This is a genomic window from Mesorhizobium sp. CO1-1-8 (assembly GCF_020164875.1).
Taxonomy (GTDB): domain Bacteria; phylum Pseudomonadota; class Alphaproteobacteria; order Rhizobiales; family Rhizobiaceae; genus Mesorhizobium.
Genome location: NZ_JAIUGZ010000020.1, coordinates 41,187 through 54,320, shown reverse-complemented (window position 1 = coordinate 54,320; position 13,134 = coordinate 41,187). Strand labels below are relative to the sequence as shown.

Sequence of the window (13,134 nt, the reverse complement as noted above, 5' to 3'; positions counted from 1 at the left end):
GAAATCCAAATAAGATTTCAGCTAACTTACATTGAACGAGCCGCACGCAACAAAAACCGCCGGGCGAGAACCCGACGGTTTGAAGGCCTCGCCATTGATAGGATCAATAGGGGCAGGCGTTATCAGCCGTATAGTCGTGCACTTCGATCTTGCCGGCGATGATGTCGGCCTTGGCCTTTTCGACGGCCGTCTTCATCTCGTCCGTCACCAGCGCCTTGTTGTTGTCGTCCATGGCGTAGTCGACGCCACCTTCCTTGAGGCCCAGATTCTCGACGCCGCCCTTGAAGGTGCCGTTCTTGCCGTCCATGAAGGCGGTGTAGACGGCGACGTCGACGCGCTTCAGCATCGAGGTCAGCACCTTGCCGGGCTGCAGGCCGTTCTGGTTGGAATCGACACCGATGCCGAGCTTGCCGGCATCCGCCGCAGCCTGCAGCACGCCGACGCCAGTGCCGCCTGCCGCGGCATAGACCACGTCGGAGCCCTGGTCGATCTGCGTCTTAGCGATCTCGCCGCCCTTGGCCGGATCGTTCCAGGCAGCCGGCGTGTCACCCGTCATGTTCTGGATGACATCGGTCGCGCCGGCCGATTTGGCGCCCCCGACATAACCGCATTCGAACTTGCGGATCAGCGGGATGTCCATGCCGCCGACGAAGGAGACCTTCTTGGACTTCGAGGCCATCGCCGCCATGATGCCGACGAGATAGGAGCCTTCGTTTTCCTTGAATACCAGCGAGCGGACATTGGGCATGTCGACGGCGTCGTCGATGATGGCGAAGTTGAGATCGGGATATTCGGCCGCGACCTTCTTCAGCGCATCCTCCCAGGCGAAGCCGGCCATGACGATCGGGTTGTGGCCGTCCTCGGCGAAGCGGCGCAGCGCCTGCTCACGCTGCGAGGCATTGGAGACCTCGAATTCGACGTAGGCCGTGCCGGTTTCCGTCTTGAATTTCTCGGCGCCGTGATAGGCAGCCTCGTTGAAGGATTTGTCGAATTTGCCGCCGAGATCATAGAGGATGGCCGGCTGGACATCCGCCGCGAAAGCCGGAAGAACCATTGCGGTTGCGGCCAGGAGGCCGAGAACGATACGTTTCATGTGATCCACACCCTGTCGGTTATTTTTTCCGTTACGCACCGCATGCCGGCCCGGTTCTCCGGCAGGCATGCGACGTCAGCCAGGAGTGTACTCCCTCCCGCTCGGCGGCAATCTGGCATGGCCCGAAACAAAATTCACGCGGAATTTTGACCTTTTGGAAAAGCTTGGTGCGGGCAAGCCGCACCGCAGCTTGTCCTTGCGCCAAGTGTTACGCGGACGCGGCAGCAGGGATGGCGCAAGCGACGCCGGTGCCTTTGAGGTTGCAAGTGCCGTAAGGGTTCTTCGCCAGATATTGCTGGTGATCGGATTCGGCGAAGTAGAATTCGGCCGCCGGCGCGATCTCGGTGGTGATCCTGCCGTGGCCGGCACCGCGCAGCGCGCTTTCATACGCGTCGCGCGAGGCGCTCGCCGCCGACAATTGCGCCTCGTCGCTCGTGTAGATCGCGGACCGATAGGCGGTGCCGACATCATTGCCCTGGCGCATGCCTTGCGTGGGGTCGTGGCTTTCCCAGAACAGCTTCAGAAGCCCGGCATAGGAGACGATCCCGGGGTCATGGACCACCAGCACCACTTCGGCATGACCGGTAAGCCCGGTGCAGGTCTCCTGATGGGTCGGATTGGGCGTGAAGCCGCCGGCATAGCCGGCCGCCGTGACCCAGACGCCTTCGATCTGCCAGAACAGCCGCTCCGCACCCCAGAAGCAACCCAGCCCGAAGATCGCCGTCTCCAGCCTCTCGGGATAAGGACCTTTGAGCGGTCTTTTCAAGACCTTGTGCCTGGATGCGGTCGGGATCGCCCTGGCGCGGCCCGGCAGGGCCTCGGAGGGCTTCGGCAGATTGAGCTTCTTGTTCAGCATGTCGCTGAGAAAGAACATGCGCGGGTTTCCCTCTCTTCGCGGAAAGCGGATCAGTTTGCGACGAACTGTCCGGCGCGACGTTGCCGCCTGTAGCCTATCGCATAGAGCAGGAAAGCCAGCACCGCGAACACGGCGAAGCCCGGCTGGTTCAGCACCCAGGCGATGGCGCCGTCCCACAGCAGCGGGCTGGCCTTGGTTCGGATGAAGGTCTCGAAGGCGGCCCGCGTGTCGGGCGAGACCGCCAGCCAACTGGTGTTGAGCGGGGTCAGCACCAGCACGGAGGCCGCCACGGTGCGTGTCGCGTCGAGCACCGCCATGATGACGGAAATCGACAGCGCGATCATTGCGGCAAGACGAAAGACGAAGCGAAACATCAGAACCCTCCTCCGGGCTGGTCCCCTCCCGAGGGGCCTTTCAGAGATAGAATGCGCATGGCTGGATCGCAATCGCCATACGCGAATTTGCAGACTCCAGACTCAGGTCGACGGAAGGCCGGACTACAGTCAGTCGGGTGGCTTTTCATTGACATGTGAGGGCAGCTATGCTAATAATTCCGGCATGGTGCTGACTTGCGCCGACGACCCGCCGTACAGGCGGGTTTTTGCGTTTGGTGCCTCGCAAACCGACGCGCCGGCGAAGTCTCTAATGCCCGGGGGAACCCGGATTCGTTGTCCTGCGCGAATTATGCGGCCAGCTTCCTTTTGCGCCGATGGACACGCCAGACGGCAAAAACGCCGCCCCCAATGGCGCCGATCACCAGGCCGGCCAGGCCGGTGAACACGGCGAAATAGCCGCAGGCGCCCTCGAAACAGCTCATCTCGGTGGCTTCAGCGATCACCGAGCCGATGGCGACTCCGCCCACCGCGCCGATGACCGCGCCCAGGACGATGCCGAGCAGCGCGGCGATGACCGAGACGAAGGCCGATGGGCTTTCGGTTTCCGGATTGACATAAACGGCATCGGCTTCGGATCCACGGCGCAGCAGATAGATGCAGAGAGCGCCGATGGCGATTTCGGCGCCGGTGATGACAAGCGCCTGGCTCGAAAAGACGAATCCCGGCGCCGTGAGTGCATAGGCATGGATGACCAGCAGCCCGACGATTATGGAAATCTGCCAGATGGTGAACCGGCGCGGGAAGCGGGCCGAGCGGCCGAAGGCGAGGCCGAGCAGGTAAAGCCCCCACAGGACGGTGACGATGTCGACGGCGAGCCCGCCATAGATAAGGTAAAACACACTGTCTGGCAGGCCGGTGGCGCCGACTGCGGGCCAGACGGAGATCAGGCCGTAGACCGACCACGCCATGACGAAGACAAGCCAGCCCACCGGCACGAAGGACAGCCCGCTGTCCGGCCGCCTGACTGGCGTCGGTCCATTGCTCGATGTCATGTCCGCACAATGCCCCCGCAAAGCCTCGGCACCCGACAGGCAACTCCGGGGCAAGTCAAGGGCGGCCGTCCCTACGGTCCTGCCTGTGCACACCATTGCAGCGGCGGCGCCCGCAAAAACGGGCACGCCGGCGGCCGTGTGAAATACTGCGTGGCCGGCAAAGCGAATTGACTGCCGTTATGGCTTGGCATTCGGCGCCGGATCGACTAGATGAGCCCCGCGCCTGTTGCTTCGATGGCTCAGGTGCGGGGAAGGCGTTTGCTGGTTGGCGACGCCGATGGCGGAAGTTCCGCCTTGCCCCAAGGGAGGTGCATCTCCCCAACCCGCGCGGCAAAACCGGCCGACGTGACATGCATGGACGGAGAGGTGGCCGAGTGGTTGAAGGCGCACGCCTGGAAAGTGTGTTTACGGGAGACCGTAACGCGGGTTCGAATCCCGCTCTCTCCGCCATCCTCAACGGCAATCCCGGCGAGATCGAATGCAACACCAAGCAAGTGAAAGGCCTGGTGCTCAAGACCGAGTTCGTGAAGAAAGCGTGAGCCTCAAGGCGGCAAGCGATCTCGATGGCTCCTTCGGGACTTTGGAGAGCCTGCCGTCGCCAAGTGGACTGCGGAGCCGTTGAGCGCCCGGCACGCGATCGTTGCGCTGCGAAATTGATAATTTCGCCGACTAGGCACAATAAAAAATCCCAAGGCCCAAGCCTGGAACCTCCGGCCTCGTTGCGCGTTTCACGGCGTCCCGTTCGCGGACCCGCCCGGATATCTCTCCAAGCGCGCGAAAACCAGGAGCCCGCTTCATGCACGACAAGCTGTTTCATTCACCGGTCGCACTGTCGGTCGGCCTCGGCTTCAAGCGCGAGATTGCCTCGCTGGCCGAAATGCACGATTTCCTCACCAATTGGACGACCTCCCGCCGCGGCCCGCTTTACCGAAACGCGGTGGAGACATGTGATCTGGCCGTTCCAGGTTATGTGAGCGTCGAGCAGGCGCGCCGGGCGTTGCTCGAATTCGCGCAAGCCGCCGGCATCCTGTGGCCGGACCTCGAGCCGGTGGCGGGCGTGCACGCCGTTGCGCGTGGCTATGGCGGCTACGCCGCCTGAAGATTGATGCCTACGTGGCGGCTAAAGCCACACCACCATAGAAAGCCCGGCTGGCTCCCAGCCGGGCTTTCGCCTTTCCGGCAGCTCGCGAGGAAATCGCAATCCAGTGGCTGACCGTGTGTCTTGCGCGACAATCCCTGCGTGGAGTGTTCGGAAGAGCCCGCGCAAAAATCTTTATGAAATTCCTATTTCTTTCCACTGCGCCCCGTCTCGAACCTTTATGGCGATCGGGTCCATATTCCCTTCAGAAAACACAACCGGTTCCGTCGCCAAAGGATGCGACGGGCCACTTTTGAGATATTGTGATCTATCCTGTCAAATTCGCAAAGTACAAAAGAATAAAAAGGAATAAACGCAATGGATATAGCCGTTATCGGGATCGGGATTTTGTTCTTCGCCCTTTGTTTTGCCTACATCAAAGCTTGTGACGCGCTCTAGAGCGAGGGTGAAAAAATGATCGTCGACTATATTCTCGGTGGCGGCGTTACGCTGTTCCTGCTCGCCTACCTGACATACGCGCTGGTTCGTCCAGAACGCTTCTGAAGGCACGGAAAGCCCACAGCCATGACATTGAACGGTTGGATACAGATCCTGGTCTATTGCGGGATCGTCATATTGCTGGTGAAGCCGCTCGGCGGCTACATGCACCGCGTCTTCAACGGCGACCGCACGCTGCTTTCGCCACTCTTCGGCCCGCTCGAGCGCGGGCTCTATCGCCTTTGCGGAACCAGTGAACGCGAGGAACAGCACTGGACGACCTACGCGGTCGCCCTGCTGCTCTTCAACCTCGTCGGCTTCCTGGTGCTTTATTTCCTGCAGCGCCTGCAGGGCAGCCTGCCTTACAACCCGGCGGGCATGACAGCGGTTGAACCAGGGCTGGCCTTCAACACCGCCGCCAGCTTCATGACCAACACCAACTGGCAGAACTATGGTGGCGAGAGCACGATGTCCTATCTCGTGCAGATGGCCGGGCTGACGGTGCAGAACTTCGTTTCGGCGGCCACCGGCATTGCCATCGCCATCGCGCTGATCCGCGGCCTTGCCCGGGCTTCGGGCAAGTCGATCGGCAATTTCTGGGTCGATATGACCCGCTCCACACTCTATCTGCTGCTGCCGTTCTGCATCGTGCTGACGCTGGTCTATGTCTGGCTCGGCATACCGCAGACGCTGGGCGCCTATGTCGACGCCACGACGCTGGAGGGCGCGCAGCAGACCATCGCCGTCGGCCCGGTCGCTTCGCAGGTTGCCATCAAGATGCTCGGCACCAATGGCGGCGGCTTCTTCAACGCCAATGCCGCGCACCCGTTCGAGAACCCCGACGCGATCTCCAACCTGATCCAGATGGTGTCGATCTTCGCCATCGGCGCCGCCTTGACCAATGTCTTCGGCCGCATGATCGGCAACCAGCGCCAGGGCTGGGCGATCCTCTCGGCCATGGGCGTCATGTTCATCGCCGGTGTCGCCATCTGCTACTGGGCTGAAGCCGCCGGTAACCCGCTGGTGCATGCGCTAGGCATCGACGGCGGCAACATGGAGGGCAAGGAGACGCGTTTCGGCATCGCCTTGTCGGCGCTGTTTGCCGTCATCACTACGGCCGCTTCCTGCGGCGCGGTGAACGCCATGCACGGCTCGTTCACGGCGCTCGGCGGCATGATCCCGATCATCAACATGCAGCTTGGCGAAGTCATCGTCGGCGGTGTCGGCGCGGGCCTCTACGGCATCCTGATGTACATCGTCGTCGCCGTCTTCGTCGCCGGCCTGATGGTCGGCCGCACGCCCGAATATCTCGGCAAGAAGATCGAGGCCAAGGAGGTCAAGATGGCGATGCTGGCCATACTGTGCCTGCCGCTGGCGATGCTGATCTTCACGGCCATCGCCGTCGTGCTGCCGACCGGCGTGGCGTCGATGGGCAATGCCGGCCCGCACGGCTTCTCGGAGGTCCTCTATGCCTACACTTCGGCGGCGGCCAACAACGGTTCAGCCTTTGGCGGCCTCAGCGGCAACACGCCCTGGTACAACATCACCATCGGCATCGGGATGCTGATGGGCCGCTTCCTGGTCATCATTCCGGCGCTGGCCATTGCCGGCTCGCTGGTGGCGAAGAAGACGGTTCCGGCTTCCGCCGGCACCTTCCCGACCGATGGCCCGCTGTTCGTCGGGCTGCTGGTCGGCGTCATCCTGATCGTAGGTGGCCTCACCTTCTTCCCGGCGCTCGCCGTCGGGCCGATCATCGAGCACCTGGCGATGGCTCACGGGCAGACCTTCTGAGGCCGTCATGTCCTGGTTCAACGCCATGCGTCACAAGATCAGCCACAGGGACAATCACGGAAAGGAGGAGAGACCTCCTCCTTTCCCGACCCTGTCGACGTTTCTCGGCCTTGCGGCAGTCATGCTCGTCCTCTGGCTGCTGGCCTGCGGGCCGCCGCATTTCCTTTCGGCATCCAATCATCCGGTGCCGTCCAACAACACCGAAGCCGGAGCTTCAAAATGAGCCACTCGAAATCAGCCAGCATCATGGATGCCAGCATCCTGCTTCCCGCCATTGGCGGCGCCTTCCGCAAGCTCGATCCGCTCACGCTGGCCAGGAACCCGGTTATGTTCGTCGTTGCCGTCGTCTCGGCGCTCACCACGGTGCTGTTCATCAAGGATCTGGTCACCGGCGGCGGCAATCTCGGCTTCACGCTGCAGATCATCATCTGGCTGTGGTTCACCGTGCTGTTCGCCAACTTCGCCGAAGCGGTCGCCGAAGGCCGCGGCAAGGCGCAGGCGGATTCGCTGCGCAAGGCACGCACCGAGACCCAGGCCAAGCTTTTGACCGGTGAAGACCGCACCAAATACAAACTCGTGCCCGGCACCAGCCTCAAGGTCGGCGATGCCGTGCTGGTCGAGGCCGGCGACATCATCCCGTCCGACGGCGAAGTGATCGAAGGCGTCGCTTCGGTCAACGAGGCGGCGATAACGGGCGAATCCGCGCCGGTGATCCGCGAATCCGGCGGCGATCGTTCGGCGGTCACCGGCGGCACGCAGGTGCTGTCCGACTGGATCCGCGTGCGCATCACGGCCGCCTCCGGCCACACCTTCCTCGACCGCATGATCTCGCTGGTCGAAGGTGCGGAGCGTCAGAAGACGCCGAACGAGATCGCGCTCAACATCCTGCTCGTCGGCATGACGCTGATCTTCGTGCTGGCCACCGCGACGATCCCGAGTTTTGCTTCCTATTCGGGCGGCTATATCTCGGTGACCGTTCTGGTGGCGCTGTTCGTCACCTTGATCCCGACCACGATCGGCGCGCTGCTTTCGGCCATCGGCATCGCCGGCATGGACCGTCTGGTGCGATTCAACGTACTGGCCATGTCGGGTCGCGCCGTGGAAGCCGCGGGCGACGTCGACACGCTGCTGCTCGACAAGACCGGCACGATCACGCTGGGCAACCGCCAGGCGACGCAGTTTCGCCCGGTCAAGGGTGTCACCGAGCAGGAACTGGCCGACGCGGCCCAGCTTGCCTCGCTCGCCGACGAAACGCCGGAAGGCCGCTCGATCGTCGTTCTGGCCAAGGAGAAATACGCCATCCGCGCCCGCGACATGGCAACGCTGCACGCCACTTTCGTGCCCTTCACCGCGCAAACCCGTATGAGCGGCGTCGACATCGATGGTTCGTCGGTGCGCAAGGGCGCCGTCGATTCCGTGCTTGCCCCTGTCAACCAGTCGGCGGCCGCCGCCCATGGCACGCGACCAAGCAGCGAATCCATCCGCGATCTTCAGGCCATCGCCGACGAGATCGCCAAGTCCGGCGGCACGCCGCTGGCGGTCGAACGCGACGGCCGCCTGCTCGGCGTCATCCACCTCAAGGATATCGTCAAGGGCGGCATCAGGGAGCGCTTCACCGAACTGCGCCGCATGGGCATCCGCACGGTGATGATCACCGGCGACAATCCGATGACGGCGGCAGCCATCGCTGCGGAAGCCGGCGTCGACGACTTCCTCGCGCAGGCCACACCGGAGGACAAGCTGAAGCTGATCCGCGACGAACAGGCCAAGGGCAAGCTGGTCGCCATGTGCGGCGACGGCACCAACGATGCGCCAGCCCTCGCGCAAGCCGATGTCGGCGTCGCCATGAACACCGGCACGGTCGCCGCCCGCGAGGCCGGCAACATGATCGATCTCGACAGCGATCCGACCAAGCTCATCGAGATCGTCGAGATCGGCAAGGCGCTGTTGATGACGCGGGGCTCGCTGACGACCTTCTCGATCGCCAACGACGTGGCCAAGTATTTCGCCATCATCCCGGCGATGTTCGCCGTCTTCTACGTCGCACCGGGGCAGACGACCGGCCCGCTGCAGGCACTCAACGTCATGCATCTGGCGACGCCGCAGAGTGCCATCCTGTCGGCCATCATCTTCAACGCGCTGATCATCATCGCGCTGATCCCACTGTCGCTGAAGGGCGTCAAATACAGGGCTATCGGCGCCGGCGCGCTTCTCAGCCGCAACCTGCTTGTCTACGGCCTCGGCGGTCTCATCGTGCCTTTCGTCGGCATCAAGGCGATCGACATGATCGTCACCGGGCTTGGCCTCGCTTAACTCTTTATTTTAACGCAGTTCCGGACGGAAAACCGCTTCACACTTTTTCTGGAATTGCTTTGAGGAACATCTCCATGCTTACCCAGATAAGACCCGCGATCATCATGATCGTCTTCTTCACAGTCCTGACCGGCCTGATCTATCCCTTGGGCATGACCGGCATCGCCCAGGCGCTGTTCCCTCGCCAGGCCAATGGCAGCCTGGTCGAGAAGGACGGCAAGATCATTGGCTCCGAACTGATCGGCCAGGAGTTTGCCAGCGACAAGTATTTCCACGGCCGCCCCTCGGCTGCCGGCGACGGCTACAATGCGGCGGCGTCGAGCGGCAGCAATCTCGGTCCGACCAATCCCAAGCTGATCGATCGTATCAAGGGCGACGCCGAGAAGTTGAAAGCGGAAAACCCGAACCAGCCCGTGCCGATGGATCTGGTGACGACGTCCGGCAGCGGCCTCGATCCCGACATCGGCCCGGAAGCCGCCTACTTCCAGGTCGCCAGGGTGGCCAAGGCCAGGGGCATCGACGAAGCCAAGGTCAAGGCGCTTGTCGACAGCCAGGTCGAGGGCAGGGAGCTCGGCTTCATGGGCGACCCTATGGTCAACGTGCTTGGCCTCAACCTTGCGCTGGACGCCGCGAAACAGTGAATGGTGCGGGCCGGGGATCGACAGTACCCCCGGCGCCATCCATGATCCATCCCGATGCCTGACGACAGAAGCAGCGACGCCAGACCCTCACCCGACGCACTGCTTGACCATGCAGGGCGGGAGGGGCGCGGCCGGCTGAGGATTTTCCTCGGCGCGGCACCCGGCGTCGGCAAGACCTACGAGATGCTGATGTCGGGCCGCGCCAGGCTGGCCGATGGCGTCGACGTGGTGATCGGCGTCGTCGAAACGCATGGCCGCAAGGAGACGCTGGCCCTGGTCGAGGGCTATGAGCTCATTCCCCGCCGCAAGGTCGACTACAAGGGGCGCATCCTCGACGAGATGGATATCGACGCCATCCTCGCCCGGCGCCCGGCGCTGGTTCTTGTCGACGAACTCGCCCACACCAATGCGCCCGGCAGCCGCCATCCCAAGCGCTATCTGGACGTCCAGGAAATCCTGACGCACGGCATCGACGTCTATACGACGCTCAACATCCAGCATGTCGAAAGCCTGAACGACGTCGTCGCCCAGATCACCAAGGTCAGGGTCCGCGAGACGGTTCCCGATTCTGTCATCGACCAGGCCGACGATGTCGAGATCATCGATCTCACCCCCGACGACCTGATCAAGCGGCTCGAGGAAGGCAAGGTCTATTTCCCGAACACCGCGCAGCGCGCGATCGAGAACTATTTCTCGCCGGGCAATCTGACAGCGCTCAGGGAACTGGCGCTGCGCCGCACCGCACAGCGTGTCGACGACCAGTTGCTCATCCATATGCAGGCGCACGCCATTCCCGGACCGTGGGCGGCAGGCGAAAGGGTTCTCGTCTGCCTCGACGCGCGTCCGGGAGGAGCGGCCCGCGTGCGCTATGCGCGCAGGCTGGCCGACCGGCTGCGTGCTCCGTGGACGGCGCTGCACGTCGACAGCACTCGTTCGGCCAGCATGCCCGAAGACGACAAGGACCGGCTGGCGACGAACCTGCGCCTTGCCCAACAGCTTGGCGCCGAGGTGACGACCATTCCGGGTCAGAATGTGGCGCAGGACATCGTGCGGTACGCGACGGCGAACAATTTCACCCATATCGTGGTCGGCAGGCCGACCCGGTCGCGCTGGCGCGAATTGATCGAAGGCTCGCTCACCTACGATCTCATCCGCAACGCCGGTGACATCAGCGTCCATGTCATTTCGGGAAGCGAGCGCGGCACCGAGACGGCGTCGCGGAGCGTCAAGGCGGCGGACGAGCAGTGGCAGTTCGAGATCTGGCCCTATCTCAAGGCCACGGCCTTTGTGATCGGCTCGCTCGCCTTCGCCGTCCTTCTCGACCAGTTCCTCGATGTCCGCAATCTGGCGATCATTCTTCTCATCGGGGTGCTGGCATCGGCGGTGACCGGCGGCCTGTGGCCGGCTCTGTATGCCTGTTTCGTCAGCGCCCTTGCTTTCAATTATTTCTTCCTGGAGCCCCGCTATACGCTGACGATCAGGGATCCGGAGAGCATCGTCGCCCTTGGCGTCTTTCTCGTCGTTGCGGTCATTGCCAGCAATCTGACGGCGCGCGTGCAGCGCCAGGCGGTTGCCGCCCGCTCGCGGGCGCGGGCGACCGAGGACATCTACCTTTTTTCGAAGAAGCTCGCTGGTGCCGGGACGCTGGACGACGTTCTCTGGGCTACCGCCTTTCAGATCGCTTCGATGCTGAAGCTGCGCGTGGTGCTGCTATTGCCGGAAGACGGGACGATCACCGTCAAGGCCGGCTATCCGCCGGACGACACTCTGGCCGAAGCCGACATCGCCGCCGCCCGCTGGGCCTGGGAGCACAATCGTGCCGCGGGTCGCGGCGCCGACACGCTTCCCGGCGCCAAGCGCCTCTATCTGCCCTTGCGGACCGGGCGCACGGCGATCGGTGTCGTCGGCCTCGACAACGACAAGCAAGGACCGCTGCTGACGCCCGAGCAGCAGCGGCTGCTTGACGCACTGGCCGACCAGGCGGCGGTCGCCATCGAGCGTATCCAACTGGTCGCCGACGTCGACCGCGCCAAGCTCGCGGCCGAGGCGGACAGGCTGCGCTCGGCGCTGCTCACCTCAATTTCCCATGATCTGAAGACGCCGCTCGCCGCCGTCATGGGCGCGGCCGGGACGCTGCGGGATTTTTCAGCCGCGCTTCCCGAACTGGATCGGGCCGAACTGCTGTCGACGGTGCTCGACGAATCCGAGCGGCTGAACCGCTTCATCGCCAATCTGCTCGACATGACCAAGATCGAGTCCGGCGCGATGGAGCCGAACTACGCCTTTCACTATGTCGGCGACATCGTCGGCTCCGCCCTGCAAAGGGCCAGGAAAATCATTGGCGGGCACAAGATCGAGACGGACATCCCCGGGGATCTGCCGATGTTGAAGGTCGACCCGGTGCTGTTCGAGCAGGCGCTGTTCAATCTTCTCGACAATGCGGCGAAATATGCCCCGGCAGGCTCGACGATCCGCGTGCAGGGCTGGACCGACAATGGCTCGGTCCTGCTGCAGATCATGGATGAAGGTCCAGGCATTCCTCCCGGCGATCTGGAGCGGATTTTCGACACGTTCTACCGGGTGCGCAAGCGCGACCAGATCCGCGCCGGCACCGGGCTCGGCCTGTCGATCTGCCGCGGCTTCATCGAGGCGATGGGTGGCACGATCATGGCGGCAAACCGGACCGATCGTTCGGGTGCGGTCTTCACCATCAAAATGCGCGAGCCGGCAAATCCGCCCAATTTCGACGCTTCGAACACGGACGATGTGGGTGACTGGCATGACAAACTCGAACGTCAGGATACTGGTCGTCGATGACGAGCCGCCGATCCGCAAGCTGCTGCGCGTCGGGCTCGGCAGCCAGGGCTATGCGATCAGCGAGGCGCCGAACGCTGGGGTGGCGATCGAGCTGATGGAGGCGGAGAAGCCGGACCTCGTCCTGCTCGACCTTGGCCTGCCCGGCATGAGCGGCCATGAGCTGCTGCGCAAATGGCGCGACGACGGTCTCGACATTCCGGTCGTCATCCTGTCCAGCCGGACCGACGAGGCCGGTATCGTCCAGGCCCTGGAACTCGGCGCCGACGACTATGTCACCAAACCCTTCGGCATGAACGAGCTGGTCGCCCGCATTCGGGTGGCGCTCCGCCACAAGTTCCAGCAGCAGGGCGAGAAGCCGGTTTTCCAGACCGGCGATCTTAGCGTCGATCTGGTCAAGCGCCTCGTCAAGGTCGAGGGCAAGGAGGTAAAGCTCTCGCCGAAGGAATACGACATCCTGCGCATGCTGGTGCAGCACGCCGGCAAGGTGCTGACCCATCATTTCCTGTTGAAGCAGGTCTGGGGCGACTCGACCGACGTGCAGTATCTCAGGGTCTATGTGCGGCAGCTCAGGCAGAAGATCGAGAAGAGCCCCGACCAGCCGCGCTACATCACCACCGAGACCGGCGTCGGCTACCGCCTGCGCGAGGTCGAGTGAGCGGG

Annotated in this window: 12 protein-coding genes, 1 tRNA gene and 1 pseudogene; 10 read left to right on the top strand and 4 right to left on the bottom strand. The window is 63.2% G+C overall.

Going from position 1 to position 13,134, the window contains the following annotated elements; genetic code table 11:
• Positions 1–103: 103 nt before the first annotated feature.
• From LB558_RS28800 to LB558_RS28785, 4 genes are all read right to left on the bottom strand, one after another.
• Entirely contained in the window at positions 104–1,093 is a 990-nt protein-coding gene (locus tag LB558_RS28800) for a BMP family lipoprotein (RefSeq protein ID WP_127259906.1), read from the bottom strand.
• Between the two features lie 208 nt (positions 1,094–1,301).
• Positions 1,302–1,967 carry a peptide-methionine (S)-S-oxide reductase MsrA gene (gene msrA, locus LB558_RS28795; protein WP_224700628.1) on the bottom strand — a complete coding sequence of 222 codons (666 nt, stop codon included), beginning with the start codon at positions 1,965–1,967 and terminating at the stop codon, positions 1,302–1,304.
• Between the two features lie 32 nt (positions 1,968–1,999).
• Entirely contained in the window at positions 2,000–2,323 is a 324-nt protein-coding gene (locus LB558_RS28790) for a hypothetical protein (protein ID WP_127259908.1), read from the bottom strand.
• 308 nt (positions 2,324–2,631) lie between these two features.
• Positions 2,632–3,336, bottom strand: coding sequence for a hypothetical protein (locus tag LB558_RS28785; RefSeq protein ID WP_224700627.1), 705 nt, complete (start codon positions 3,334–3,336; stop codon positions 2,632–2,634).
• 360 nt (positions 3,337–3,696) lie between these two features.
• Between LB558_RS28785 and LB558_RS28780 the strand changes: the two genes are divergently transcribed.
• From LB558_RS28780 to LB558_RS28735, 10 genes and pseudogenes are all read left to right on the top strand, one after another.
• A tRNA-Ser gene (locus LB558_RS28780) sits at positions 3,697–3,786 on the top strand.
• 2 nt (positions 3,787–3,788) lie between these two features.
• Positions 3,789–3,875: pseudogene (locus tag LB558_RS28775) on the top strand (PhnA domain-containing protein); the annotation flags it as partial.
• Between the two features lie 257 nt (positions 3,876–4,132).
• On the top strand, positions 4,133–4,435 hold the full coding sequence (locus LB558_RS28770; protein ID WP_127269540.1) for a DUF982 domain-containing protein: 303 nt from the start codon (positions 4,133–4,135) through the stop codon (positions 4,433–4,435).
• Positions 4,436–4,888: 453 nt separating this feature from the next.
• Positions 4,889–4,978 carry a K(+)-transporting ATPase subunit F gene (locus tag LB558_RS28765; RefSeq protein ID WP_032808122.1) on the top strand — a complete coding sequence of 30 codons (90 nt, stop codon included), beginning with the start codon at positions 4,889–4,891 and terminating at the stop codon, positions 4,976–4,978.
• Positions 4,979–4,999: 21 nt separating this feature from the next.
• Entirely contained in the window at positions 5,000–6,703 is a 1,704-nt protein-coding gene (kdpA, locus tag LB558_RS28760) for a potassium-transporting ATPase subunit KdpA (protein ID WP_224700626.1), read from the top strand.
• A gap of 7 nt (positions 6,704–6,710) precedes the next feature.
• Entirely contained in the window at positions 6,711–6,926 is a 216-nt protein-coding gene (locus tag LB558_RS28755) for a hypothetical protein (RefSeq protein ID WP_224700625.1), read from the top strand.
• Positions 6,923–9,016 (top strand): potassium-transporting ATPase subunit KdpB, encoded by a 2,094-nt coding sequence (gene kdpB / locus LB558_RS28750; RefSeq protein ID WP_224700624.1) that lies wholly within the window; start codon positions 6,923–6,925, stop codon positions 9,014–9,016. Before LB558_RS28755 ends, kdpB begins: the two co-directional genes overlap by 4 nt.
• 74 nt (positions 9,017–9,090) lie before the next feature.
• On the top strand, positions 9,091–9,657 hold the full coding sequence (gene kdpC, locus LB558_RS28745) for a potassium-transporting ATPase subunit KdpC (protein ID WP_224700623.1): 567 nt from the start codon (positions 9,091–9,093) through the stop codon (positions 9,655–9,657).
• Between the two features lie 54 nt (positions 9,658–9,711).
• Positions 9,712–12,474 (top strand): sensor histidine kinase, encoded by a 2,763-nt coding sequence (locus LB558_RS28740; RefSeq protein WP_224700622.1) that lies wholly within the window; start codon positions 9,712–9,714, stop codon positions 12,472–12,474.
• Entirely contained in the window at positions 12,437–13,129 is a 693-nt protein-coding gene (locus tag LB558_RS28735) for a response regulator transcription factor (protein WP_224700621.1), read from the top strand. Before LB558_RS28740 ends, LB558_RS28735 begins: the two co-directional genes overlap by 38 nt.
• Positions 13,130–13,134 lie beyond the last annotated feature (5 nt).

Coding starts and splice junctions, on each gene's coding strand:
- kdpB (WP_224700624.1), top strand. CDS start 6,923: ATGAGCCACTCGAAATCAGCCAGCATCATGGATGCCAGCATCCTGCTT.
- LB558_RS28765 (WP_032808122.1), top strand. CDS start 4,889: ATGATCGTCGACTATATTCTCGGTGGCGGCGTTACGCTGTTCCTGCTC.
- LB558_RS28740 (WP_224700622.1), top strand. CDS start 9,712: ATGCCTGACGACAGAAGCAGCGACGCCAGACCCTCACCCGACGCACTG.
- LB558_RS28790 (WP_127259908.1), bottom strand. CDS start 2,323: ATGTTTCGCTTCGTCTTTCGTCTTGCCGCAATGATCGCGCTGTCGATT.
- LB558_RS28755 (WP_224700625.1), top strand. CDS start 6,711: ATGTCCTGGTTCAACGCCATGCGTCACAAGATCAGCCACAGGGACAAT.
- LB558_RS28785 (WP_224700627.1), bottom strand. CDS start 3,336: ATGACATCGAGCAATGGACCGACGCCAGTCAGGCGGCCGGACAGCGGG.
- LB558_RS28735 (WP_224700621.1), top strand. CDS start 12,437: ATGACAAACTCGAACGTCAGGATACTGGTCGTCGATGACGAGCCGCCG.
- LB558_RS28770 (WP_127269540.1), top strand. CDS start 4,133: ATGCACGACAAGCTGTTTCATTCACCGGTCGCACTGTCGGTCGGCCTC.
- msrA (WP_224700628.1), bottom strand. CDS start 1,967: ATGTTCTTTCTCAGCGACATGCTGAACAAGAAGCTCAATCTGCCGAAG.
- kdpA (WP_224700626.1), top strand. CDS start 5,000: ATGACATTGAACGGTTGGATACAGATCCTGGTCTATTGCGGGATCGTC.
- kdpC (WP_224700623.1), top strand. CDS start 9,091: ATGCTTACCCAGATAAGACCCGCGATCATCATGATCGTCTTCTTCACA.
- LB558_RS28800 (WP_127259906.1), bottom strand. CDS start 1,093: ATGAAACGTATCGTTCTCGGCCTCCTGGCCGCAACCGCAATGGTTCTT.